At 67.7% G+C, this 26,696-nt stretch carries 14 protein-coding genes; 9 read left to right on the top strand and 5 right to left on the bottom strand.

The features are described from left to right. Positions 1 to 799: 799 nt before the first annotated feature. The 3 genes from ACFU8W_RS01915 (at position 800) to ACFU8W_RS01925 (ending at position 11,694) form a co-directional block, all read left to right on the top strand. Entirely contained in the window at positions 800 to 2,023 is a 1,224-nt protein-coding gene (locus ACFU8W_RS01915) for a glycoside hydrolase family protein (protein WP_384031326.1), read from the top strand. A gap of 875 nt (positions 2,024 to 2,898) precedes the next feature. Continuing rightward, entirely contained in the window at positions 2,899 to 7,020 is a 4,122-nt protein-coding gene (locus tag ACFU8W_RS01920) for a S8 family serine peptidase (protein WP_384031328.1), read from the top strand. Between the two features lie 543 nt (positions 7,021 to 7,563). Then, positions 7,564 to 11,694: a carboxypeptidase regulatory-like domain-containing protein gene (locus ACFU8W_RS01925; protein ID WP_384031330.1), complete on the top strand. Its 4,131-nt coding sequence runs from the start codon at positions 7,564 to 7,566 to the stop codon at positions 11,692 to 11,694. 166 nt (positions 11,695 to 11,860) lie between these two features. Here ACFU8W_RS01925 and ACFU8W_RS01930 read toward each other — a convergent pair whose 3' ends face one another. Continuing rightward, positions 11,861 to 13,006: a PucR family transcriptional regulator gene (locus ACFU8W_RS01930; RefSeq protein ID WP_384031332.1), complete on the bottom strand. Its 1,146-nt coding sequence runs from the start codon at positions 13,004 to 13,006 to the stop codon at positions 11,861 to 11,863. 806 nt (positions 13,007 to 13,812) lie between these two features. Between ACFU8W_RS01930 and ACFU8W_RS01935 the strand changes: the two genes are divergently transcribed. The 4 genes from ACFU8W_RS01935 (at position 13,813) to ACFU8W_RS01950 (ending at position 20,703) form a co-directional block, all read left to right on the top strand. Further along, positions 13,813 to 14,967 (top strand): sensor histidine kinase, encoded by a 1,155-nt coding sequence (locus ACFU8W_RS01935; protein ID WP_384032038.1) that lies wholly within the window; start codon positions 13,813 to 13,815, stop codon positions 14,965 to 14,967. Further along, positions 14,964 to 15,713, top strand: a complete 750-nt coding sequence (locus ACFU8W_RS01940; RefSeq protein ID WP_384031333.1) for a response regulator — start codon at positions 14,964 to 14,966, stop codon at positions 15,711 to 15,713. Before ACFU8W_RS01935 ends, ACFU8W_RS01940 begins: the two co-directional genes overlap by 4 nt. A gap of 278 nt (positions 15,714 to 15,991) precedes the next feature. After that, positions 15,992 to 19,729, top strand: coding sequence for a S8 family serine peptidase (locus tag ACFU8W_RS01945; protein WP_384031335.1), 3,738 nt, complete (start codon positions 15,992 to 15,994; stop codon positions 19,727 to 19,729). A gap of 494 nt (positions 19,730 to 20,223) precedes the next feature. After that, positions 20,224 to 20,703, top strand: a complete 480-nt coding sequence (locus tag ACFU8W_RS01950; RefSeq protein ID WP_384031337.1) for a lamin tail domain-containing protein — start codon at positions 20,224 to 20,226, stop codon at positions 20,701 to 20,703. A 319-nt stretch (positions 20,704 to 21,022) separates the two neighbouring features. On the opposite strand, the gene ACFU8W_RS01955 is transcribed toward ACFU8W_RS01950, so the two are convergent. The 3 genes from ACFU8W_RS01955 to ACFU8W_RS01965 form a co-directional block, all read right to left on the bottom strand. Continuing rightward, on the bottom strand, positions 21,023 to 21,679 hold the full coding sequence (locus ACFU8W_RS01955; RefSeq protein ID WP_384031338.1) for a flavin reductase family protein: 657 nt from the start codon (positions 21,677 to 21,679) through the stop codon (positions 21,023 to 21,025). Positions 21,680 to 21,811: 132 nt separating this feature from the next. Further along, positions 21,812 to 22,189, bottom strand: a complete 378-nt coding sequence (locus ACFU8W_RS01960) for an ASCH domain-containing protein (protein WP_384031340.1) — start codon at positions 22,187 to 22,189, stop codon at positions 21,812 to 21,814. Positions 22,190 to 22,619: 430 nt separating this feature from the next. Continuing rightward, the gene (locus tag ACFU8W_RS01965; protein ID WP_384031344.1) at positions 22,620 to 22,856 is read right to left on the bottom strand and encodes a hypothetical protein; all 237 of its coding nucleotides are present in this window, start codon (positions 22,854 to 22,856) and stop codon (positions 22,620 to 22,622) included. 426 nt (positions 22,857 to 23,282) lie between these two features. Here ACFU8W_RS01965 and ACFU8W_RS01970 point away from each other — a divergent pair, with 426 nt between their 5' ends. Next, positions 23,283 to 23,801, top strand: coding sequence for a hypothetical protein (locus ACFU8W_RS01970; protein WP_384031347.1), 519 nt, complete (start codon positions 23,283 to 23,285; stop codon positions 23,799 to 23,801). Positions 23,802 to 23,875: 74 nt separating this feature from the next. Here ACFU8W_RS01970 and ACFU8W_RS01975 read toward each other — a convergent pair whose 3' ends face one another. Continuing rightward, positions 23,876 to 24,457 carry a hypothetical protein gene (locus ACFU8W_RS01975; RefSeq protein ID WP_384031349.1) on the bottom strand — a complete coding sequence of 194 codons (582 nt, stop codon included), beginning with the start codon at positions 24,455 to 24,457 and terminating at the stop codon, positions 23,876 to 23,878. A gap of 604 nt (positions 24,458 to 25,061) precedes the next feature. On the opposite strand from ACFU8W_RS01975, the gene ACFU8W_RS01980 reads away from it, so the two are divergent. Further along, a complete protein-coding gene (locus tag ACFU8W_RS01980; protein WP_384031350.1) occupies positions 25,062 to 26,681 on the top strand; it encodes an IS200/IS605 family accessory protein TnpB-related protein in 1,620 nt (539 codons plus the stop codon). Positions 26,682 to 26,696 lie beyond the last annotated feature (15 nt).

Consider the following 26,696-nt stretch of genomic DNA (forward strand, 5'->3'; position numbering starts at 1 on the left):
GAGCCATCCGCGCTGTCCAGGGGTACGCACCTGGGCGGGCCGCCGATGCCTGGGTGACGCCGCGCACGTCGGCCGCGGCCGTCGCCTCGTCGATGGTCGCCACGGTCTGCGGAGGGACGCAACGACGCCGCAGCACGACAGCGCAATCCCGACATGACGCCTCACGTCCAGGTGGCGAACCGACCACTCGCCGGCCGAAAGAGCCTACAAAATCGTATAGGATCTGCGTTGGTCAGGAGAAGGGTGGGCGTGCCCCCGAAGGTGTGCCCGCCCTTCGCGAGGCCGGTTCGGGCGCCTTCTCAATGGCGCCCGAACTATCCGGGCGCAGGCGTCGATCGACAGCTATGAAGCCCTCAAATCCCTGACAGCGGGCCCTTTGTGCTACCGCGGCCGGTATGGCGAGTGTGCCGGGGCGCGGTCCGTGCGTTCAGGCCTGAAGGACGGCGGGCTTCGCCGGTCCCGGTTGGATCTCTCCCGCCCCGCATCTTGACGTTCCTCCGGTCGGCGGCAAATCATATAGGAACCGCAGTCGCCCCGCGGCATGGAGGCCTCTCACGCCTTCGACAGCACGGTTGATCGGCGCTCCGGCGATCGCCGTACCTACGACAGCCGCAGGAGTGCCCTGTCACCCGGCACCGAGGTGCGCAGTCTCGCGTCCGTCATCGGGGAGCTGCACCTCGGTGTCAGATCTCCTCCCCGTTGCCCAACTCCGCGAGCAGGCAAGGGCACAGGGCAAGTCGAGGAACTTCAGAGGGGCCGATGCAGGACGCAGAGCCCCAAGGACCGAAAGGAGCTGGCCTTGAACGGCAGCAATGGCATCACGCGACGCAGAGCACTCACGACGATATCGACGGCCGTGGCCGCCACCGCCCTCAGCGGCCCGGCGGCACTGGCCGCCACCTCCCCTGGTGGACTGGTGGGCGCCGATGACTCGGCCGGTCCGTCCTCCCCGGATTTCCAGGCAGCGATTCAGCCGGTCGACCCAGGGGTGCAGATCTTCGGTACCGAGGGCTGGTACACCTGGTGCGGCGCCCCTATCCGTGGCCGCGACGGCGCGTATTACCTCTTCTATTCACGCTGGCAGGAGGGTTCGGCCGGCCGCGGTCCGGACCCCTCGGAGAAGATCTTCTACGGCTTCAGCGGTTGGATGAAGTACAGCGAGATCGCCGTCGCGGTCTCGCCGGGCCCTCAGGGTCCGTACCGGCACGTGCGGACCGTTGTTCAGGGGACGGGAGACCCCGGCCGCTGGGACCGCTACAACGCGCACAACCCGCACATCCGCTACTTCCAGGGCCGTTACTACCTGTACTTCATCGCCAACAACCCGGCGAACACCCCCGAGCCGTGGTTCTCCAAGCAGCCCACTCTCTGGCTGCAGTACCACGCCGGCCAGCGCATCGGTGTGATCAGCGCCCGCACCCTGGAGGACCTGATCGCCGGCCGCGGTACCCGCAGCGACACCCCCATCGCCGGACCCGACTACGTGAACACCTTCCAGATGGTGGTCAACCCGTCCGTCACCGAGGCCCCCGCCGTGGACGGTCGTCCCCGCTTCCTCATGACGTACAAGACCTGGAACGCCAACGGGGTCTACATCACCGTCGTCGGCCAGTCCGACCGTCCCGAGGGCCCCTTCCCCTACACCGCCACCGCCCTGGGCACCGCCGAGACCCAGGCGGAGGATCCGTATCTCTGGTACGACCGTGCCGACCGCCGCTTCTACGCGATCGTCAAGGACTTCTACAAGGGAGCCGACCGGACCCACGCACTCACTCCCCAATATGGGGCACTCGGCATGGTCACCTCGACCGACGGCCTCACATGGAAGCCGGCCGCACACCCGGTGGTCTCGCTGAGGCAGTTGAGGCTCACCGACGGCACCCTGATCACCCTCGGCTCGCTGGAACGCCCCCAGCTCCTCTTCGACCACAACGGCCGCCCCGTCACACTGCATTGCGCCATGGCCCGCGGCAGCGCCGCCGCCGGCTCCCAGAACGTCGCCATCCCACTGCGCTGGCCGTAGCAACGCAGTCCGTGATGCCGCATCAGTGCCTGCAGAAGCGCGGTCGATAGGGGAGTGTCATGTATTAATACCGCGATCGCCGTTGTGGTGACGAGGTCACAGCTCTATGGGCTGTGGCCTCGTCGTCTTTGGGGATCGAGCATCGCCCCCGCGACACCGTCTGGCGTGAAGACGACCGCGATTCGACATTCGTTGGGCTCGCGCCGGGATCGTCCCGACATTCAACCGATGACGGAGCCGTGCCGCCGGCCGTAACGTCCGCGCAAACCCGTCATCCGACTGAAGGGGTGAACAAAGTCCCGTGGACCGTATCCCGTCGAACTCCTCGTCTCGGCGAGCACCAGCTCGAGGTGGAAAGTGCCGATGCCGTCCGGTTGATCCATCGTCTGGAAGCGCGGTAGTGAGCAGGTTCTTGACGCTTCGTCACCGCTTCGGCGCGACGACGGCCGCAGCATCCGGCTTCCTGCCGACGGCGGCCGCCCAGACACAGAACCCTGCTCGCCCCATCCTCGAAAACAGCCTCATGCAGCCGTGTTCTCCTCTCGGGGTGCGATTCGTGGGCGCGTGCTCATGAAATCCGCCCTCGGCAATGACGGCGACGGAAAACCGACATGAGCGCCGTCGCCAGGCCGGAAAGAGACCGAGTAGGGCCTCAAGCTCACCGTGGTCACGGACGCCAGTCCGTACTGCGGCACGCTCGGCGGCGGAAAACGAGTCGCGGCTGAAGAAGTACGGCTGAGCCGAGATCTGCCTGATGAAGAATTCACAATCCGGGCTTGCACATTGCACCCGTAGGAGAGATATTCATGTCTCATTTTTCCTCCGCGCGACCATCCCGGCGCAGATCGCGTCCGGTCGCGTTAACCACGACGGTCATGTCTCGTACCCGGCGCGCTCTCAAGGGCGCGGCCGCGGTCACCGTTGCGGCCCTGATACTTGGCGTCGGTCCGGCGCTGCCCGCGACGGCGGCGAGTCAGGCCGAAGGTGCGATCGAGAACGCGGGCGCACCCGGTGCCATCAAGGATCGGTACATCGTGATCCTCGGCAAGGGAGCCGACGCCGACTCGCGCAAGGGCAAGGCGCTGGCCGCCAAGTACAGTGCCAAGGTCAAGAGGACCTACCACACGGCACTCAACGGCTACGCCGTCGAGCTGACGGAGAAGCAGGCCAAGCGGCTCGCCGCTGACCCGGCCGTGGAGTCCGTCGTCCAGGACCAGGCCGTCAAGGCGACCGGCACTCAGCCCGACCCGCCCTCCTGGGGGCTGGACCGGATCGACCAGCAAGCCCTGCCGCTCGACAGCAGCTACACCTACCCGAGTACGGCGGGCCACGGAGTCACGGCCTACATCATCGACACCGGTGTGCATATCAGCCACCAGGACTTCGGCGGTCGCGCCAGCTACGGGTACGACGCCGTGGACGGTGACAACATCGCCGAGGACGGCAACGGCCACGGCACGCACGTCGCCGGCACGGTCGCGGGCTCGTCGTACGGTGTGGCCAAGGACGCCAAGATCGTCGCGGTACGCGTGCTCGACAACGCCGGCTCCGGTACCACCTCCGGCGTCATCGCGGGCGTGGACTGGGTGACCAACAACGCTGTCAAGCCCGCGGTGGCCAACATGAGCCTCGGCGGCGGTATCGACACTGCGCTGGACACCGCTGTCCGCAACTCCATAGCCTCGGGGGTCACCTACGCCGTGGCGGCGGGCAACGAGAACATCGATGCCGCCAATTCGTCCCCGGCCCGTGTGACCGAGGCCCTCACCGTCGGCTCCACCACCAGCGGCGACGCCCGCTCCAGCTTCTCCAACTACGGAAGCACGGTGGACATCTTCGCGCCTGGGTCAACCATCACGTCGGCGTGGTACACCGGCGACACCGCCACCAACACCATCTCAGGCACCTCGATGGCGTCCCCGCACGTGGCCGGAGCAGCCGCGCTCTACCTGGCGGAGGACCCCACCGCCACCCCATCGCAGGTCACAGCGGCGCTGACCTCCTCAGCCACCACCGGAGTGGTGACCGACCGGGGCACCGGTTCCCCCAACCTGCTTCTGAACGTCGCGGGCTTGCGTTCCGGGCCGCACGGCACTGTCACGGGTACCGTCACCGACGGCACCACTCCGCTGGCGGGGGTCAAGATCACCGTGGGTGACGTCACGGCGATGACGGACGGGCATGGGCGTTACACCCTGGCCGTGTACCCACCGGGAACGTATGACGTCAGCGCGAGCAAGTTCGGGTACGAGACCAAGACCATTTCGGGTGTCGCGATCGCCGACGGTCAAACGGTGACCAAGGACCTCGCGTTGACCGCGAAGCCGCGCGCGAATGTCACGGGCCACGTCCATGACGGTTCCGGTCAGGACTGGCCGCTGTATGCGACCGTGCGGGTCAAGGAAGACCCGACGGCGGTCGCCTACACCGACCCCAAGACGGGGAAGTACACGCTGAGTGTGCCCGTTTCCGACACCTACACCCTGCAGGTCGACCCGTTGTATCCGGGTTATAAGCGTAACTCGCAGAATGTTCAGGTGGGTTCGGCCGATGTGACGCATGACGTCGATGCGTCGGTCGACTGGACGGCCTGCAGCGCGGCCGGGTACGGGCTCCACTCCGACGGCACCACCGAGTCGTTCGATGGCACCACCGCGCCGTCGGGCTGGACCGTCGACGACAAGGTGGGCAACGGTCAGACCTGGGTGTTCAGCGACCCCGGCAGGCGCGGCAACTTGACCGGCGGATCCGGTGGCTTCGCCGGCATCGACAGCGCGAAATACGGTGTCGGAAACAGGCAGGACAGCTCGCTGATCAGCCCGGTCATGGACTTCAGCCGGCGAACCCACCCGGCCCTTACCTTCCGCACCGACTACCGCAGCTTCGCGGGCCAGACCGGGGACGTCGATCTCAGCGTCGACGGCGGTCAGACGTGGACCAACGTCTGGCACCACACCAGCGACGCCCGGGGACCGCGGACCGAGATCGTGGACCTGTCCCAGGCCGCCGGCAAGGCAGGCGTCCAGGTGAGGTTCCACTTCACCGCCGGCTTGGGGTGGTGGTGGCAGGTCGACGACGTCTTCCTCGGCGACCGCACGTGCGACCCGGCGCCAGGCGGCCTGGTCGTCGGCCGGGTGACCGACAAAAACACCGGGGCCGCGATCAACGGCGCCTCGGTGACGTCGGCCGACAAGCCTACGGAGAAGGCAATCGCACTGCCGACGCCGAAGGACCCGAACTTGGGCGACGGCTTCTACTGGATGTTCTCCTCGCTCACCGGGGAGCACACGTTCTCCGCCACGGCAGGGCTCTCCTACAGCGCACAGGACAGCACCCTCGATGTGGCCCCGCACCGGGCAACGGACGGCACGTTCGTCCTGCCCGCACCCCGGATCGAGGTCAGCCAGGCCCCGGTCAAGCAGACCGTCGACTGGAAGGGCCAGGGCAGCTCCACGGTGACCTTGAAGAACACCGGAACCGCCCCGGTGACCGCCAAGATCGGTGAGTGGCCGGGCAGCCACCAGCCCGCCGCGGCGCAGAAGGGCGCTCCGCTGCGGGAAGTGAAGGGAAATTACCGGCCCGTCTCGTTCCGGCCCGGCAAGACCACGCAGACGACCGCCAAGTCCTCGGCCGCCAAGCCCTCGGCGAAGTGGTACGCGGGACCGTGGACGACGGTGACCGACTACCCCATGCCGGTCCTGGACAACGCCGTGGTGACCCTCGACGGCAAGGTCTACTCGATCGCCGGCTCCGACGGAACATATCCCGGCTCAAAAAAGTCATACGTCTACGACCCGGTCGCCCAGGCGTGGAGTGCTCTGCCGAACCTGCGCGCCGGCCGTGAGGCGGCGCAGGCGGCCGCTTATGGTGGCAAGATCTACGTCTTCGGCGGCTGGGACGAGACCTCTACAGTGGCCAAGACCGAGATCTACGACCCGGCTAGCCGTACCTGGTCCACAGGCGCCGACATGCCGAAACCGTACGCCGCCGGCGCCGTGTCCGTGCTGGGCGGAAAGATCTACGTCGTCGGCGGTTGCAAGAACGGCTGCTACAAGACGGATGTGCAGGTGTACGACCCGGCCTCGGACTCCTGGAGTTCGGCCACGCCCTACCCTGAACCGGCCGGCTTTCTCGGCTGCGGCACCATCGCGAACAAGCTGTACTGCGCGGGCGGGTCGTCGGGCACTACCGCCACCAAGCACGCCTACAGCTACGACCCTGCATCGGCCAAATGGACTCGCATCGCCGACCTGCCGATCGACCTGTGGGCGATGGGCTACTCAGCGGCAGACGGCAAGCTCCTCGTGTCCGGTGGTGTGACCAACGGCCTCACCACGATCACCAACCGGGGCTTCGCCTACGACCCGGGCTCCGACACCTGGTCCGCGCTGCCCAACTCCATGAACACCGTCTACCGCGGCGGCTCCACCTGCGGCTTCTACAAGGTCGGAGGTTTGATCGGAGGAGAAGACAAATGGGCCGCGACCAATAAATCCGAGCTGCTGCCCGGCTATTGCGCGACCGATGTCCCCTGGCTCTCAGAGGACAAGACCGAGGTGACGATCCAGCCGGGCGAGAGCGTTGACGTCAACGTGAGTTTCAACGCGAACGTCGCCGAGATCACCCAGCCGGGCACGTTCACCGCGCTGCTCACGGTCAAGGCGAAGACCCCGTACGAGATCGCATCGGTGCCGGTGGCGCTCACGGTGAACCCGCCCAAGACCTGGGGAAAGATCACTGGGACGGTTACCGGAGTCGGCTGCACCGGAAAGGCAGCGCCGCTGATCGGAGCGACCGTGCAGATCACCTCGAAGACGGCGAACTACACGCTGAAGACCGACCAACAGGGTCAGTACGTGCTCTGGTTGGACGTCAACGACAGCCCGCTCACGGTGACCGCGTCCAAGGACGGCTGGGAGTCGCAGACCCAATCGGCCAAGATCAAGGCGGGTAAGGCGACCACGGCCGACTTCTCTCTCACATACATCTGCACCTGATCTGACGCTCCGTGCGGGCCGGGCCCGGCCCCGGCCCGCACGGACGGTCGACCCGAACCTGTCATCCGGCAGAGGGGACGAACAAAGTCTCGTGCACCGTACGTTGTTGAACCTCTCTTCTACCCGAGCACCGCCTCGCGACCGGAAGGTTCCGTCCTCGTCCGGTTGATTCATCTTCTCGAAGCACGGTAATGAGCATGGTCTTGACGTTTCGTCATCATATTCGGAGTGGCGAAAGCACATGCTCGTGGAATTCTCCTTGGAAGGTGACGGCGACGGAAAGCCCGGTGTGGTCGTGGCCGTCATCATCCGGCCGAAAGAGACCGAGTTGGGGCCTCAAGCTCCCTGTGATCACGGACTCCAGTCACGCTGGGCCGCGGAAACGAGTCGCGGTTGAAGAAATGCGACTGAGCCGAGATCTGCCCGATCAGGAATTCACGATGTGGGGTTGCACGCACCCCGTACGTAGGAGAGCTGTACATGTCTCATTCTCCCTCCGCTCAACCTGCCCGTCTCAGATCGCGTCCGTTTGCGTTAACCGCGATGGTCGGACGTGTCTGCGCGCTGATCGTGGCGCTCGCCGTCGTCGCACTCACGATGGTCACTGTGCCGGCCGCGGCCTCCGTCTCCGCTACCTCCGCCAAGAATCCTGTCCCGCCCACGAAGGCCGCCGGCCCGACCTCGGCCGGCCAACATCCCACCAATCAGGTGTGCGCCAAGCCGTCGAAGGCCGGCGAGATGTCCTGCCTGGCCATGGTCCGCACCGATGTCTCCGCGGTGAAGGGTTTGCAGCTCGATGCTGCTCCCGCCGGTTTCGGCCCGGCCGACCTGCGGAGCGCGTACAACCTGCCTGCCGCCGGCTCCACTGAGACAGTCGCGATCGTGGATGCGTTCGACAACCCGAACGCCGAGGCGGACCTGGCCGTCTACCGCCAGCAGTACGGGCTGCCGCCGTGCACCACGGCCAACGGCTGCTTCAGGAAGATCGACCAGCGCGGCGGCACAAACTACCCGCCGCCGGATGCCGGGTGGGCCGGGGAGATCGCGCTGGACATCGACATGGTCAGCGCGACATGCCCGACCTGCAAGATCCTGCTGGTCGAGGCCGACGACAACTACCTGGACAACCTCGGCGCGGCCGTGAACCAGGCGGTGGCCCAGGGCGCCAAGTTCGTCTCCAACAGCTACGGCGGCCGCGAAGGTTCCGATCAAGCCCAGGCCGACGATGCCTACTTCAACCATCCCGGCGTTGCGATCACCGTCAGCAGCGGCGACGACGGTTACGGCGTCTCGTACCCGGCCGCGTCCCAGTACGTGACGGCGGTCGGCGGCACGTCGCTGGTCAAGAACGGCTCCACCGCCCGTGGTTGGACCGAGGGCGCATGGAGCGGCGCGGGCAGTGGCTGCTCGGCGTATGACCTCAAGCCGTCGTTCCAGAAGGACACCGGCTGTGCGCGCCGTACGGTCGCGGATGTGTCCGCGGTCGCCGACCCGAATACCGGTGTCGCGGTCTACCACGGCGGCTGGCAAGTCTTCGGCGGCACCAGCGCCTCCGCCCCGATCATCGCCTCGGTCTACGCGCTGGCCGGGACACCGGCGACGGGTTCAGCGCCCAACTCCTACCCCTACGCCCAGCCGACCGCGCTCAACGATGTGACCTCCGGAAGCAACGGCGGTTGCACGTCGGCATATCTGTGCAAGGGAGGGGCGGGGTATGACGGGCCGACCGGGCTCGGCACCCCGAACGGGCTCGCCGCGTTCCGCTACACGCCTCACGGCACCGTCACGGGTACCGTCACCGACGGCACCACTCCGCTGGCGGCAGCCAAGATATCCGTTGGCGACGTCACGGCAATGACGGACGGGCAGGGGCACTACACCCTGACCGCTCCAGTCGGAACCCATGACGTCAGCGCGAGCAAGTTCGGGTACGCCGGCAAGACCGTTTCGGGTGTCGCGATCGCCGACGGGCAGACGGTGACCGAGAACTTCGCGCTGACCGCGAAGCCACGCGTCAACGTCACGGGCAAGGTCCAGGACGGTTCCGGCCAGGGCTGGCCGCTCTATGCGACCGTGCGGGTCAAGGACGAGCCGACGTCGGTCGCCTACACCGACCCCAAGACGGGGAAGTACACGCTGAATGTGCCCGTTTCCGACACCTACACACTGCAGGTCGACCCGCTGTATCCGGGCTACAAGCGGGACTCTCAAGATGTGCAGGTGGCTTCGGCGGATGTGACGCATGACGTCAACGCATCGGTCGACTGGAAGACCTGCAGCGCGGCCGGGTACGCCCTCCATAACGACGGCACCACCGAGTCGTTCGACGGAACCACCGCGCCGTCGGGCTGGACAGTGGACGACAAGGTCGGCAACGGCCAGACCTGGGTGTTCAACGACCCCGGCAGGCGCGGTAACAGGACCGGCGGCTCCGGGGGCTTCGCCGTCATCGACAGCGCGAAATACACTAACGGAAACACGCAGGACAGCTCGCTGATCAGCCCGGTCATGGACTTCAGTCGGCGAACCCACCCGTCCCTGACCTTCCGTACCGACTACAACAGCTTCTCGGGCCAGACCGGGGACGTCGATCTCAGCGTCGACGGTGGCCAGACGTGGAGCAACGTCTGGCACCACAGCGCCGACAGTGCCCGAGGGCCGCGGACCGAGATCGTGGACCTGTCCGAGGCTGCCGGCAAGGCCAGCGTCCAGGTGAGGTTCCACTTCACCGCCAGCTTCGGGTGGTGGTGGCAGGTCGACGACGTCTTCCTCGGCGACCGCACGTGCGACCCGGCACCGGGCGGCCTGGTCCTCGGCCGGGTGACCGACAAAAACATCGGTGCCGGGCTCAACGGCGCCTCGGTGACGTCGGCCGACAAGCCCGCGGAGAAGACGACCTCGGCGGCGACGCCGAACGACCCGAACTTGGGCGACGGCTTCTACTGGATGTTCTCCTCGCTCACCGGGGAGCACACGTTCTCGGCCACGGTGGGGAACTACTACACCGCACAGGACATCACCGTCGATGTGGCCCCGCACCGGGCAACGGACGGCACGTTCGCTCTGCCCGCACCCCGGATCGAGGTCCCGGCCCAGGTCAGCAAGACCGTCGACTGGAAGGGCCAGGGCAGCTCCACGGTGACCTTGAAGAACACCGGAACCGCCCCGGTGACCGCCGAGATCGGTAAGCAGCCGGGCAGCCACCAGCCCGCCGCGGCGCAGAAGGGTGCTCCGCTGCAGGAGGTGAAGGGGCACTACAGCCCCCTGCGATTCCGGCCCGGCAAGACGACGAAGACGGCCGGCGCCGAGCCGTCGGCGACGCCGTACGCGGCACCGTGGACGACGGTGGCCGACTACCCCGTACCGGTCATGGACAACGCCGTGGCGACCATCGGCGGCAAGGTCTACTCCGTCGGCGGAACGGACGGCGTATCAACTTACAACGATGCCTACGTCTACGACCCGGGCGCCCAGGCGTGGAGTGCCCTGCCGGACCTGAGCGCCGCCCGTGCGGCGCCGCAGGCGGCCGCCTACGGTGGCAAGCTCTACGTCTTCGGCGGCTGGGGCGTATCCGGGTATCCGGTGGACAAGACCGAGATCTACGATCCGGCGAGCCGTACCTGGTCCACAGGTGCTGACATGCCGCAACCGTACGCCGGCGCCGCCGTGACCGTACTCAACGGTAAGATCTACATCGTCGGCGGCTGCACATACGACGACTGTAGCGGGACGGACGTACAGGCGTACGACCCGGCCTCGAACACCTGGAGTTCGGCCACGTCGTATCCGGAGCCGATCTCCTGGCTCGGCTGCGGCACCATCACGGGCAAGCTGTACTGCGCAGGCGGAGCGACGTTTGCCGGCACCTCGAACCACGCCTACAGCTACGATCCGTCGGCCCGCAGGTGGAGCGCCGTTGCGGACCTCCCGACCGACCTGTGGGGTATGGGCTACTCGGCGGCGGACGGCAAGTTCCTTGTGTCCGGCGGCGTGACCAACAACAAGACGACCATCACCAACCAGGGCTTCAGCTACGACCCGGGTTCCGACACCTGGACCGCGCTGCCCAACTCCAACAACACCGTCTACCGCGCCGGCTCCGCCTGCGGCTTCTACAAGATCGGAGGTTCCCCCGCAGGGTGGGACGCGGGCAGGCAATCCGAGCTGCTGCCCGGCTATGAGGAATGCGTCGCAACGCCCTGGCTCTCGGTGGACAAGACGGAGGTGACGATCCAGCCGGGCGAGAGCGTTGACGTCAACGTGAGTTTCAACGCGAACGTCGCCGAGATCACCCAGCCGGGCACGTTCACCGCGGAACTCACACTCAGCGCGAAGACCCCGTACGGGGCGATCCCCTCGGTGCCGGTGGCGCTCACGGTGAACCCGCCCAAGACCTGGGGAAAGGTCACCGGGACCATCACCGGGGTCGGCTGCACCGGCACGTCGGCGCCGCTGATCGGAGCGACTGTGCAGATCACCTCGAAGACGGCGAGCTACACGCTGAGGACCGACAAGAACGGCCAGTACGTACTCTGGCTCGACGTCAGCAACAATCCGCTCACGGTGATCGCTGCCAAGGACGGCTGGGCGTCGCAGACCCGAACGGTCAAGATCAAGCAAGGCATGACGACCATGGCCGACTTCTCTCTCAAACCCGACCGCAACTGCCCCTGACCTGACGCTTGTGTGCGGGGCCAGGCCGCCCCGCACACACAGGCCGCGGCCCCGCCACCGATCCGATGGCGGGGCCGTCGCCCTTCTCGGCCGCCCCGTTCTGCAGCCGGCGTAGATGAGGCCAAAGACTGCGGGGCGGGCAGCGGGGCGTCGCGGGACCGGGGGTTCAGCCGACAGGCCGGTAGCGGCCGGTGAACCGCGCCAGTTTCAGTCCGAGGTGCAGGCAGAGACGTTCATTGCCGTCCTTGAGGTTCGCGCCTGCCAGGTACTCGAAGCGCTGGATGCGGTAGTACAGCGACGTGCGATGCAGCTTCAGGCGCTCCGAGGTCGCGAGTGCGTTCCCGGAGAGATCCAGGTAGGTCTCCAGTGTCTGAAGCAGAGGCAGCGCTTCCGGATCGGTGAAAAGCCGCTCGAGCCCGGGATGAAGCACAAGCTCACCGAGGTCCTGTCTGAATAATAGTGCGAGCACTCGGTAGATTCCGAGTTGGGACCATCGGGCAATCCGGCTGACGCCGGGCGTGAGAGCAGCGATACGAGCGGCTTGCTCGGCCTCGACGTAGGAGTCACGTGCCTGCGCCAACTCCGACCGTGGCTGTCCGACACCGATCACGGTTGACGAAACCTGCTCGAGTCCGGACAACGCGGTCTGCAGGGCGTGGTCGAGGTGGGACACGCAGCGGTTCACCATCGGCTCGTCGACCTCCCCTTCCGTGCCGAAGAGCAACAACCCGTCGCCATGGGAGACGAGGTGGACGGCGTGTCTGACCGGCACCCGGTGGCGGGTGTCGATGAGCGCATGTTCGAGGGCGAGCCGCACCTGGTCATCCGGCTCGGCGCCGGGGGTGAACACCGGCCGGGCCACCATCACGACTACGCCCAGGGAAGGGTCGAAGTGCCCGCCGTCGATGAGCGTGCGCGCCGCATCGGCCTGGGCATCGACGCCACAAAGCAGCAGGTTCCTGATCGCCTCCCTCTCCCGGTTCGACGCGAGCTCGCCGGCCAGCGCCTCACGACGAAGCGCAGAAGCGAGGTCCTGGGCGGTGGTTTCGGCCAGCGTGATCTGCTCCGAGCCCATCGACTCGTCGGCGTCGATGAGCCACAGATAACCCAGGAGGAGGTCGTGGTGCCGGATCGGTATGCATATCCGAGGCAGCATGCCGAGCGAGACGTTGCGGGGAATGCGCACCGGGTGTCGCGCCTTGGCCAGCTCGAACCGTCGCAGCCATGCCAACACCTCGGCGGATACGCAGCGCTGCAGAATCGACGCATGGCGTACCGGGTCGGGCAGCTCGTCGTGCCGGCTGTGGACCACCAGCCGCTGTCGGCGGTCCTCGACGGTCGCCGGGCGTGACAGCTTGGCCGTCAGTGAGTCAACGAGGTGCTGGAGCTCCGGGTACATCGAACACCTCCGGGTGCTGGCCGTCGAGCACTCCGGCGGTCGTATCGGCGGCAGTCGCCGCCGTCCGAGCACCGGCCTTCTCGGTGTACGCCTCGATCCCAGGCCTTCTGAGACGCCGTGCTTTCGCTCGCCGTGAATATGGCGTGGGGATGCACGAGCGCCTCCTGTTCGTCGCGACAAAGAATGTCCTCTGCCGCATCAGAAAGATGTTGACGGTTGATCAGGCTGTGGGCAACCAATGGACCTTGGCGTATTTCTTCCATGCCGCAAATATGACGTGAGCCCACCCCTACCCGTACCGGCGGGACGCCGGCTGCTTGATCGTCCGGACTGTTTCCGCATTGATCCCAGGTCACCCGCGGTACACCCTGCGGGCGGACCTTCCTGCGCTTCTCGAGGCGGCATGCGGTGGGCATGACAAGTCACGCCGCTCATATCTGCCCCGGGGAGGACGAATCCATGTGCTCTAGGCCGGTCTTGGAAAGTGCAGCATTTCGGGACAGTTAAGAATCAAGCACCATTTCGAATCAACCAAATGATGGACGGGTTCCTGGCCGATGCGCGGCATAGTCTGCGCTGACCGCCCGCAAGGAATCAGGAGTGAGGCGCGAATGATAATTGGGCAGCCCGGATGTGCGGCGTACGCCATGCCGCGGTCCTTGCGGCGTGCGTTGAACGGCTTGTTCGTTGCCTCGCTTGTTCTGAGTCTCACGGTCGTGATGGGTTCGGGCGCGGTTCTGTCGGACCGGGACGCGTCGATCGTGGTGGCCCTGTCCGTGCTCCTCGCCGCGACGTACGCGGTGGGTTTCGTCGACCGCGCCCGGCCTGCAGGCTCTGACCGCCGCAAGGTTCGCGTCGGCCCTGTCGGCACGGCCGTCGTGAGCCCGGGCCGTGTGCTGCGCTGGCTCGGCACTCTGACCGTGGTGTGGGCCGGTCTCATGGCGTTCAGTGCGGGATTCAGCTGGTTGGGTTTCCCGCTGTTCGCTCTGTATGTCCAGGTTCTGCCCCTGCGGCTGGCTATCCCGGCTGTCGCCGTGGGGACTGCCGTCGTGGTCGCTGCCAGGGAGGCCCAGGCCGGCGTGCTGGAGGCGCCCCAGGTGGCAGGCCCGGTGATGGGTGCACTGGTCTCCACGCTGTTGGTGCTCGGGTACCAGGCGCTGCATCGGGAGAGCGAGGCCCGACTGGCGCTCATCGAGGAGCTGGTCGTCACCCGGGACGCGCTGGCCGCGTCACAGCGGGAGGCCGGTCGGCTGGCCGAACGCCAGCGGCTGGCCCGGGAGATCCACGACACGGTCGCGCAAGGCCTGTCGAGCGTGATCATGCTGCTACGCGCCACCGATGCCGCGCTGCCGCCCGATGCCTCGCTCGCGCGGGAGCGGACCGCTGCTGCCGCTGAGGTCGCCACTGCGAACCTCGCCGAGTGCCGACGCTTCCTGCACGAGCTGAGCCCGCTGCCCCTGGTCGAGACACCACTGCCCGAGGCGCTGCGCCGACTGCTCGACCGCAGTGCCGACGGCGGTCCGAGCACTGCGTTCCATCTGCACGGGGAGCCGTACCCCCTGGGTTCCGAGTGTGATGTGGCGCTGTTGCGCCTGACCCAGGAGGCGCTGGCCAACGTACGTGGGCACGCGCACGCCACGACGTGCGTGGTGAGTCTGTGCTATCTGGACGACCGGGTGACCCTCGATGTCTTCGACGACGGCAAGGGGTTCGACCCGGAACTGCCCCGGCAGGACAGCGGAGGTGGCTTCGGATTGCACGGGATGCGCCAGCGGATGGCGGAGCTTGGCGGCGTGCTTACCGTCGAGTCCACGATCGGTGAGGGAACGGTGGTCGCCGCAAGCCTGCCGATGCCGAGCGGGGGGACATCGTGACCGAGCCCAGGAAGTCCCACCCGCAGGTGCGTGTACTGATCGTCGACGACCACCCGGTGGTGCGCTGCGGTCTGCGCGCGCTGCTCGAGGACGTCCCCGAGGTCGTGGTGGTCGGTGAGGCGGCGGACGGCGCCGAGGCACTGCGGACGGTTGCCGGGCCGACGGACGTCGACGTGGTCCTCATGGACCTGCGCATGGGCGCCGGTATCGGCGAGGTGCCAGATGCCGCCGACGATGCGACAGGCGACGGCGGCGGCGAGCGCATGGACGGTGTCGAGGCCACCCGCCGGATCAGAGCCCTGCCGGATCCTCCCCGGGTGCTGATCCTCACCACCTACAGGAGCGATGCCGAGATCCTTGCCGCGGTCGAGGCGGGTGCGACCGGTTACCTGCTCAAGGACGCACCGGTCGACGAGCTGATCAGCGCGGTACAGGCCGTCGCGACCGGCGAGACGGTGCTGGCTGTGCCCATCGCCACTCAGCCGCCCGGCCGCAGGCGGGCACCGCAGTCCACTCTGACGCCACGCGAGACGGAAATTCTCGTCCTGCTGGCGAAAGGACTGTCGAATCGTCAGCTTTCACGCGCGCTGTTCATCAGTGAGGCAACGGTGAAGACCCACCTGGTCCGTGTCTTCGCCAAGCTCGGCGTGGAGAGCCGCACCGGCGCCGTGGCCGCAGCACTGGACCGTGGCCTGATCTGGGCATCGCAGCCCAGCCCCACGACGCGACGAGGTTCCCGTGCCTGACACACCGGCGGTGCACGGCCGCTGCATCAACGCGGCGCGCGGTCCGCCGACCCGGTGCTGCTCACCGCTCTCGCCCCATAGAGCAGCACAACCACACACCCCGCCAAACACAGTGATCCGACGCGGCGCCCCGTTCCCGTGGCCGCGTGGCTTTCGTGCGCCCCTGTTCCCCCTCAGAGAAGGTCATCGCCTTGATGAGACAGTCACGACCAGCTGGATCGACCGGATCCTCGGCCAGCCCGACGACCCCCATAGCCTACCGGCTGACACGCCGTCCGGTGCGGACGGCCCTGGGGATGCTCACCGCGGCCTGTGTGGCCGGCACGCTCGGCGTCCTCCCCGTGGCCGCCGCGGCGACGCCGGCTCCCGAAGCCGCCCAACCGCAGCAGAACGGCCCTGTTGTCGCCACGCACAAGCTCACCCTCGTCACGGGCGAGGTGGTGACGCTGGAGCGCCACGCCAACGGCTTCCAGGCGGCGACGGTCGAGCCCTCGGCCGACGGTATTCCGGCGGCGTTCTCCTCCATGAAGGTGGGTGAAGAGGTCTATGTCATCCCGGACAAGGCGCAGCCGTACCTTGCCGCGAACGAGCTCGACCGCGAGCTGTTCAACGTCACCAAGCTGGTCGAGTACGGCTACGACGACGCGCACCGCGCCGCCGTGCCGCTGCTCGCGACCTACGGGGGCGCGCCGGGCAAGGCCGGCAAGGCGCTGAAGCAGGCCGCGCCGGCCGGTTCGGTGAAGGCCGACGAGCTGCCCAGTGCCAACGCGGTGGCGCTGCACGCGAGCAAGAAGAAGGCGTCGACGTTCTGGGAGGCGGTCGACGACGACAGCGCGGCCGCGACGAAGGCGACGAAGGCGCCGAAGCTCGCCGACGGCATCAAGAAGCTCTGGCTCGACAAGCCGGTCAAGGTGACGCTGGACCAGAGCGTGCCGCAGATCGGCGCGCCGGAAGCCTGGGCGGCCGGATACGACGGCACCGGAACCAAGGTGGCCGTCCTCGACACCGGTATCGACCCTAACCACCCCGATGTGGCAGGGCGGGTGAAGAAGACCCAGAACTTCACCGACGACCCCGACGCGGTCGACCACCACGGTCACGGCACACATGTCGCCTCGACCATCGCTGGCTCGGGTGCCGCTTCCGGCGGCAAGTACAAGGGTGTGGCGCCGGGCGCCGACCTGTACATCGGCAAGGTCCTCAACAGCGCTGGTTCAGGCAGCGATTCGGGGGTCATGGCCGGCATGGAGTGGGCGGTTGCCCAGGGTGCGGACATCGTCAGCATGAGCCTGGGTTCGGCGGCCGGCAGTGACGGCACCGACCCGCTGAGCCAGGCCGTCAATCAACTCACCGAGTCCTCCGGCACGCTGTTCGTCATCGCGGCCGGCAATACGGGCCCGAGCAAGGGGACCGTGGGCGCGCCGGGCGCCGCCGAGGACGCACTGACCGTCGGCGCGGTGAACAAGCAGGACCAGCTCGCAGGCTTCTCCAGCCGCGGCCCGGTCAAGGACACCTTCGCGGTCAAGCCGGAGATCACCGCACCGGGCGTGGACATCGTTGCCGCGCGTGCGGCCGGCACCACGATGGGCACCCCGGTCGACGACAACTACACCTCGGCCAACGGCACCTCGATGGCCACCCCGCATGTGTCCGGCGCCGCGGCGATCCTTGCCCAGCGTCACCCGGACTGGACCGCCGACCGGCTCAAGCAGGTGCTGGTCAGCACCGCCAAGCAGGGCTCCTACACGGCCTACCAGCAGGGCGGTGGCCGGGTCGACGTACCCAAGGCGATCGACGCCACGGTCTACTCCACCCCCGCCGTCGTGAGCATGGGCAAGAAGTCGGCCGAGAGCGCTCCGGTCACCAGGACGGTCACCTACACCAACACCTCCTCCACGGACAAGACGCTGTCGCTGCGCCTGTTCAGCGTCGGGGAGACCGCGCCTCCGCCGGACGGCATGTTCACGCTCAACGCCGACAGCGTGACGGTCCCGGCGAACTCCACCGCCGGCGTGACGGTGACCTACCGCCCCGAGCTCGGCGCCGTGGGCGACTACACCGGGATCATCACCGCCACCGCGGCCGACGGCACCGCGATCCACACCACCGTCGGCGCGACGAAGGACGTGCCCACCGTCGACCTCACCGTCAACACGATCGACCGGAGCGGAAACCCGGCGACCGCCGAGCTCGTGGCCTTCGACCTGGACAACGGTGTTGTCCGCCAGGTCTTCCCCCAGGGCGGAACCAAGACTGTCGCACTGCCGGTGGGACGCTACTCCGTCATGGGTGTCGTCTACACGAAGGACCCTGTCTCGGGCCAGATCCTGAACCACACCCTCGCCGGCGATCCCATGCTGGAAATGAAGGCGGATCACACGATCACGCTGGACGCCCGGCTGGGCAAGGAGGTCAAGGTCGCGACGCCCAAGGAGTCCGAGCCGAACGGCTACAAGCTCGGGTACCGCCAGAAACTCCCCGGCAAGCTGGGGATCGACTACATGAAGGGCGCGTCGAGCCAGCTCTGGGACCACGCCTATGTGGTGCCCACCGAGCCGGTGACGAACGGCACGTTCGAGTTCAACTTCCAGCAGCGCAGGTACTCGCCGGTGATCCGGGCATCCATTGCCGGACAGGAAGGCGCGCTCCCGCTCGAGCCGGTGGTGTACGCGGCCCGGCTGCACGGCCCCAGCACGCTCCAGGCGGTCGACGCCGGCATGGCACGGCCGGAGGACCTGGCCGGCAAGGACCTCGGTGGCAAGCTCGCGGTCGTCACCCGCGATGCCACCCGGAAGACTCCCGACCAGATCGCAGCGGTGACCGGTGCCGGCGCGAAAGCAGTGATCATCGTCAACGACCGGCCCGGCCCCTTCGCCACCATCGTGCCGCGCGTCACCCGCACTGCCATCCCCGCCTGGAGCCTCACCCAGGACCAGGGCAAGGTGCTCTTCGACCGGATGGCCGACGGTCCCACGCAGATCAACCTGCAGGGCATCGGCAATCACCCCTACGTCTACAACATCGCAATGATGGTTCCCGGCGGCATTCCGGCCGACCCCGTCGACGCGGTCACGGCGGAGAACTCGGCCGTGGTGACGTCCCACTACCGCGGCACCAAGGGCAGCTACCTCGGCGAGACCGACTCGGCGGTCCGCCCGGGAGAGACCATGATCACGCAGGTGATCGATTACTTCGACGCACCGGTGGACCGGGAGGAGTGGTACTCCACCGGCAGCAAGTGGCCGACGATGAAGGACATGCGGTGGTTCCAGACGGTCTACCCGGACCGCAACGACATCCAGCGCACCGTGAAGGACGTACTCCGCAACTACAAGCCGGGCGAGCAGCACGAGGAGACCTGGCTGGGCGCGGCGAACGGCCCGGCCGGACCGGAGGCCGCCTACGCGTTCCGCGAGGCTGACAAGGCCACCCTCATCCTCCCGGAGATGAGTGACAGCCAGCCGGGGCACTACGGCCAGTACGCCGCCGCCGACGAGACGATGATGCGGGTGTACCAGGACGGGCAGCTCCTCAAGGAGACGAATTACCCCTCGCTGACGGGGCTGCCGGTCGGCGCCGACCCTGCGACCTACCGGATCACTCTCGACGCGTCGCGCCCGGCATGGTTCCCGCTGTCCACGCAGACCAGCACTGCATGGACGTTCAAGTCCGCCCGGCCGGCGAGCGCCAAGGAGAACCTGGCGCTGCTCTGGCCGCAGTACGGCCTGAACCTGGACGCGGAGAACACCACCCAGGGCGGCAGCACCTACGACTTCGACCTGGCGTTCGCACTCCAGGGCGGCGCCACTGCGGACGTCGACGGGGTCGAGGTGGAGGTGTCCACCGACGACGGTGCCACCTGGAGCCCCGCGACGGTGAAGACCAAGAGCGACGGCCACTACAAGGTGTCCCTGACCAACCCGGCATCGGGCTACGTGTCCCTGCGCGTCAAGGCACAGGACACGGGCGGCAGCAAGGTCGAGCAGACCCTGATCAAGGCCTACGCCGTGCGCTGACCCCCGCTCCCTGACCGCGCCCCTGGCACAAGGCCTGCCCTTGCGCCAGGGGCGCACTTGTCGAACGTGGCTCGCGTTGATCAGCCGCTCGACGCCCCACGACGATCAGTGGCTTGTCCGGCATCGGACCGGTCGACGGCGGAGATATCCGTCCACACGCGGTGCTGTAGCTGTTACCGATGTGTGTCTGCTGGATGGGTGGTTCGCGGGGTGGGGCGCCGGGGTGCGCGGGGAAGCTGGAAAGGTTTGTTCCCGGCTGGGGGCCGGGCGCGTGGATCCGGTATTCGATGTCAGCGGCACGCCCGGTCGGGGGTGCTTGATCAATGCAAGCGTAAGTTACGGAAATGTCCGGATTGAGTAACTCGAATCGGAGTTGCGGCTGGAAGTGGGGGAGGTGGTCCAGGCTGTGGGTTCTCGGCCTGAGGGGCCGGGATCCGCACCGCGCAGCATGGCCCTTGACCGGGTCCTGGGCGCCTTTGTCTGAGGGGACATCAATGTCTGATTCTCGTTTCGTCCGACGTATCGCCGCTACTGCTGTGGCGGCCGGTTCCGTGGTCGCTGTGGCGGCGATGCCGGCTGCCGCCGACGGTGGCCACGGGTACGGGCACGGCCGTCACCAGTCGTACTCCAACGTTGTCCTCGGCGACATCCAGTACGACAGTCCCGGTCGTGACGACTGGTCGAACCGTTCGCTGAACCGGGAGTGGGTGGAGGTCACCAACACCGGCCGCCGCGCGGTCGACCTGGACGGATGGTCACTCACGGACCGGAGCGGCAACCTGTACCGCTTCGACGACGTGCGCCTGGCCGGCCGCTCCACGGTCCGGGTCCACACCGGGTTCGGCCGTGACACCCGTCGGGACGTCTACCAGCGCAGCCGGGACTACATCTGGAGCAACTACGCCGACAAGGCGACCCTGCGCGACAACCGCGGCCGTACCGTGGACACCCACTCCTGGGGCTACCGCCGCTGACGACCAAGGGTGCACCTTTTCCGCCCCCGGGGTGCAACCCTTCTGATCCGGCGTGCCACCACCCACAGAGGGTGGCGGCACGCCGGACTCGTACGCCCAGGCTCCGGCTTCCCACTGCCCGGCACGGTGCAGGGTCGCAGCACCCGGGAACAGCTGCGGGGCCCTGGTCTGAGGGTCCAGGGCCCAGGCGTACGCCTCCCGAGGGGTCGAAGGTGCGCACGCCACAGGGCCCAACACCCGTAAGGAGGGGAACGTCACGGGTGCCACGCCCCGAGTCCGGCAGCAGACGCCAAGATGATGACGCGGAGTCAGGCGCAGCTCATTGCTCTGTCTGTACCGGGGTCCGGGTCCGGTAGGAGTGGCCGAGTTCGGGGCCGAGTCCGAAGTAGTGGCGGAAGTTGTAGATGAGCGGGCTCCAGGTGGCAGGGTCGATGTGGTCGGTGCCGGGAACGACGATCCGGGGGTCGGCGTGGACCTTCCGTACGACGGCCTCAACGATGACGAAGTCTCCTGAGACGTCCGGCCGTACCTGCTCGGCACGGGCCTCCAGCTGAAGGGGGCATTCGGCAACGCGAGGCGGCCGTACCGTGTGGGAGGGCGCGCTGTGCAGGCCGGCCGCGGTGAACTTGTCCGGCTCGTAACGGCAGCCCTGCGCCTTGGTCGCGGGTACCGGATTCCGGCCGGTCAGCGGTGCCAGTCGCTCCACCGCAGGCCACAGGGCGGGGTCAGGCAGATTGATCACGAGGTCGGGCCGGCTGCCCAGGTTCTGTGCGGTTTGCCCGTCGCGGCCCAGACCGAGCACGACTGTCCGATCGAGCGCCCACGCGGAGGAGATGGGAGCGAGGTTGGACGAGCCGTCCGGGTTCTCTGTCGAGAGGAGGACCACCGGAGTCCCGAAGTACAGAATGCTCGGCTCGATCGCTGTACGGGGGGCGGCTGTGTCTGTGGTCAGGGTGCTGAGAGGTGCGGCGTTCATGGTGCGGAGCCTAGGAGCCAGACACTTCGGCAGGTGCCGAAGTGTGGCGGGGCCGGGAGCCGGCGCCAGGTCCCTCCTGCTCATCGCGCCGTGCGCTGAGGTCATGATGGCCGGCCTTCGAGCGAAATGACGTCAGGGACTTGCGGTGAGCCGGAAGGTCAGACACACCAGGGGAGTGTCATCCTCGACCGGAGTTCCTATCCGGCTCCAGAAACGACGGTGGCCGGCGCGCCACTCCTCAAGTGAGGCATCGCCCTCTCCTTCGGCCGCAGCATGTTCCCACGTCACCTCGATGAAGGGCTTCACCTCCACTCCGGTGATCTCAACGGTGGCGATGGCCTGGCCGTCGTTGTCCAAGAGGGCCAGCCGCTCACCGGGATACTCCAAGCCCTCGGTCTCGCCGGCGTATTCCGCAAGCAGACCGGTGGTAGCGATCTTCTTTCCGGCCAGGACGAATGAGTTCAACTCGACCCGCAACTCGCCCGGAGTGCCGAGTTCCAATGCGCGCATACCATTGACTCGCGGCCACATCACTTCATCGCCTCATCCGAATACTCGTCGGTTCATTTGGCGCCTTCCCGTGCTCGTAGGAGCCGGTCTCCCGTCTTGGTCTCCTCGCCGCCGTCGGCGGCGAGGGCGGCCGCTGCCCGAAAGCCGGGACGAGGACTGCACAGCACAGGAACAGGACCCGCCCAGCCATCCGCGGCTCGGGCCATGGATGCCTGCGCCAGGGCGATCACGTCGGCGCCGTCCACTCGTGAGAGCGCTGCGCTGGGCCTTCCCCTTCTGTATCTTCACGGCCCCGGTGGCCCGGGATCACCGGGGACACCTTAGCGATACGTCTGTTACGTAATGATGCTCGGGTACCCTCCGGGACCTGGCCGACGAGTGGCGGACCGCGGGACGGTGGCGCGACGGTGCGGCGGCGCCTGATGACTTTTCAGTGCGGCCTCCAGGTGAACTTGTCGCCACCCACCCACCGGACCACTTCCGGGTCGTCGAGGTCGTGGACCGTGATCCCTGCGGCAGCAGCGGTGAAGAGCACGTCCGTGATCGACTCTGCCGCTTTCACGACCTCTCCGTCGATCTCCACAAGACGGAAGGGAGGATCACCGGGCTGTACTCCCAGCACGGTAATCCGCGGCGTGGACGTACGGGGGCTCGCACTTTCGGTCATGCATGGATCGCTTCCACACCACGGTCGTCAGTATGCCCGGCGGCAGTGTGGGCAACGGGCTTCACGTGCTGGATACGGGTCCGGTGGCCGACGCTCGACCTACCGCCCCGAGGAGGGCGGGACTTGATGTGGACTCACGCGGTAGCGACAACCCAGCGGGGGCGGCGTCGACGAAAGCCCCCGGCGTCCGGGTGCTGCGCCCGCCTTGACTCTTCAACCCCGTCAAGGGGTGATGTAGTCGTCCCGGCCGGAAGTGGCGACGCAGGCCCGACGGAGGGCATCCCGGCCACGTCCACCGCGGAGGTGAATGACTGTCGGAGCGAGAACGAACGTGCGGATATCGGCACAGTCGATGGCGGTGATGTCCTCGACAGTGACCGGCGAGCGGTGCGTGCGCTGCCGCCCTCGTGCGGTGAAGCTGAGAAGGTGAGTATCAGAAGCGTGCACCCGGTGAGTGCGGAGCAGATCTACGCAGCCCTCGTCGCCCTGGGGGCTGAACCAGTACTGGATCCGGACGTGTGGCCCGAGGGCCCGCAGGTCGAGGACCGGCTGCGACTGCTGGGCGCCCTGCTGGCCAAAACAGAACTGGAAATCACTGCCTCGACCGGCGTGGGCAGGCAACCGCTGGAGGACGTCGCCGAAGTGCTGCTCGGATGGACGGAGCAGGCAGGACCCGACTCACAGGTTTCCTCCGTCGTGCTGGCGAACCGGTTGCAACTCACCGCGGTGCAACTCATGGGGCCGGAGGAAGAGGGGCCTCCTCGCCGGGCGGCGTCCTGGGCGGCCGTCGTGGCGGCTACGGACGCACTCAGCGCCCGGCTCTTTTTCGAGCGCGGTGACATTCGGGCCACCCGACGAGCTCTCGACCGGACGGAGGCATCGGTCATCGCGATCCTGGAGGGCTTGCATGACCTCCGCGTCGCCATCGGTGATATCGAGGAGTAGCGATGTGACCGAGTTCCTGCGAGGTGCTGCGGTCGGCTTGCCCATGACGCGGAGAGGTCTCCCTGTTGGTTCCGCTATCCGGCAGTGCCTGCACGCTTCGCGGCCCAGAAATGGTGGACAGCCCAGCCGGCGCCCAGCGCGGAGGCCGTCCAGACGATGGCCTCGGCGAGAACAATGGCCGGGGTCAGGGTGAGGTGCGGCCGGGGCGGTAGTACGACCATCTGCAGGGCAGCACCCACCGGCACTGTCAACGCGGCAAGCAAGCCGGTCAATCCAGGCCGCCTGATGGTTGCACCCACCACACCCAGAACCAACCCGAACGGCAGACCCACCACCCACCACCTGACCAGATCCGTTTCGGCTCCCCAGACGAAGGCGTCCGTCACGTAGTACGCCCCCGTGGCAGCGATCAGCGCCAGGGCCCCAACCAGCGCGCCCAAGGCCCGGGTCCCGGCCAGCCAGCCCATCGCCACCGCGAGCGCGGCCCAGGACCAGCCTGCGTCCATCAGCAGGCTGAGCACCTTGGCAGCACTGGCCCAAACAGTGCCCGTGAGCGGGGCGCCGAGCTCTGCGTAGGGGGAGGAGAGCGCGTTGATGAGCGAGGTGGCCGTCCCGAATCCCACCCCGGCCGCGAGACCACCCATCATGATCTTCATACCGGGAGAGTATCCAGTCTCTTCGGCAGTCTCTCGATCGGCGTGACGAACCGTGCAGGCGGAGTCCGCGCCGACCGGTCCAGGCACAGGCCGGCACCACCGGCTTTGTTGCGCCGCAGCGTTGGGCGGAGAGCCTGGATCGGCACTTCCCGCCGGAACCCGTCGCGGGGGAGGCCGCCAGAGGGGCAACTGCCCACCGCCTCACACGCTCGACGGACACGCTCAAGGTTTGCTGTCACAGGACAGTTCGCTCCGAAGACCGACAACGGGCTGGAGAACGGCGGCGTCCTACGACGGCGACGGCCTGGCCGTCGTCGCGGTGCGGGTCGGCGGGGCGGGAGCGATCAGTGCTGGGCAGTCAGAGGGCGTGAGCGAAGCAGCTCAAGGCGACAGCTATCGAGAGAACCGCGAGCGACACTGCCATGAGGGGTTGTGAGCTGCTGTCGGTTTGCTGCGTTGATGTGAGTTGTGGTGAGCGGGAGTGAGTCCCGTCAGTGGGTTCGCGCGGGTGGGAACGGTGGTTCTGGGGCCGAATGGGTGACCTTTTGCGGCTGTTGCTCGTTGGGCTGGGTGGCAGGCGTCCGGCCTTGCGGGAGGGGGTGGTGTGCGGGAGTTTGCGGCACCCTTCGTGGTGCCTGGGCCCTGCGGGGTGGCGATCCGGGACCGGCTCAAGCACCTCACGCCCCGGGACGAGGAAGTCCTCCGCTGGGTCGGGGAGCACCAGGGCCGTCTGGCTTCGCGTGATCTCAAGGCGCGCTGCGCGGATGGTCTGGAGCACAGTGCGGACAGCTGGGCAGCGCGTAAGCGGGACCTGACGAAGGAGTCGTCGTCGCGGATCGCGGGTGCGATCACCAAGGCCACCCACGATCAGTGGGCGCTCGCGCGCCGTTGCCAGGCGGCGCACATCCAGAATCTGGCAGCCGGGATCAGGACGCTGCGGCACCGCCTGTCCCTCCCGATCGGTGAACCCGGAACGAAGCGGGCCGCGGGGGGCTACCGCTCCCGGGGTGAGTGGTTCCGCAAGTCCCGCCGCCTGGCGGCACTGGAGGCGCGGCATGCGGCCGTTGTCGCCGACCGGCAGGCCGGGCGGGTGCGGGTGGTGCGGGGCGGTAAGCGTCTGCTCAACACCCGCCACCATCTCGCCGAGGCCGGGCTCACCGAGGAGCAGTGGCGGGAACGGTGGGAGGCGGAGCGCTGGTTCATCGCGGCGGATGGTGAGTCGGGGAAGCGGTTCGGGAACGAGACGATCCGCGTCACCCCGGACGGCGAGGTCAGCATCAGGCTGCCTGCCCCGCTCGCGCACCTGGCCAACGCCGGGCACGGCCGGTACGTCCTCACCACCCGGATCGCGTTCGCGCACCGGGGTGCGGAGTGGGCCGACCGCATCGCCGCCAACCGGGCCGTGGCCTACCGCATCCACCTCGACACCCGGCGCGGCCGCTGGTACCTCACCGCGTCCTGGCAACGTCCCGTCGTGAAGACCATGACGCTGTCCGCCGCCCGTGCCCGGGGCGTGATCGGTGTCGACACCAATGCCGATCACTTCGCCGCCTACCGGCTGGACCGGCACGGCAATCCCGTCGGTGACCCGCGCCGCTTCGGCTTCGACCTGTCCGGGACTGCCGGTCACCGCGATGCGCAGCTCCGCCACGCGCTGACCCGGCTGATCCACTGGGCGGTGCGTGTCGGGGTCGCGGCGATCGGGATCGAAGATCTCGACTTCAGCACCGAGAAGACCCGGGAGAAGCACGGCCGCAGGAAGCGGTTCCGGCAGCTGATCTCCGGTATTCCGACCGGGAAACTGAAGGCCCGGCTGGTGTCGATGGCAGCCGAACACGGCCTTGCGATCGTCGCGGTCGACCCGGCCTACACCTCCCGGTGGGGTGCCCAGCACTGGCAGAAACCACTGGTCACCCCGCACCGCACCATGTCCCGTCACGATGCCGCCGGTATCGCGATCGGACGACGCGCCCTCGGGCACCCGGTCCGGCGTCGGACGGCACCGCCCCCGCACGACCGGAGTGATCGTGCGGGGCATCGGACCGTCCAGGCCGGACCAGGCACCCGGGGGCGTGAGGGAACCCGCCCACCCGCAACGGACCGGCCGCCCGGAGGGCCGTCACCGAACGGGACGCGAACGCGGGAACCCAGCGCATCCAACACCGTTCGGGATGCGCCCGGTACGCAGCAGTGGGTCCAGGACTCACTCACGCACACTGGCTAGGAACGGTTTGGGCAC

The sequence above is a fragment of the Streptomyces sp. NPDC057565 genome (assembly GCF_042801455.1).
Classification (GTDB): domain Bacteria; phylum Actinomycetota; class Actinomycetes; order Streptomycetales; family Streptomycetaceae; genus Streptomyces; species Streptomyces yanii.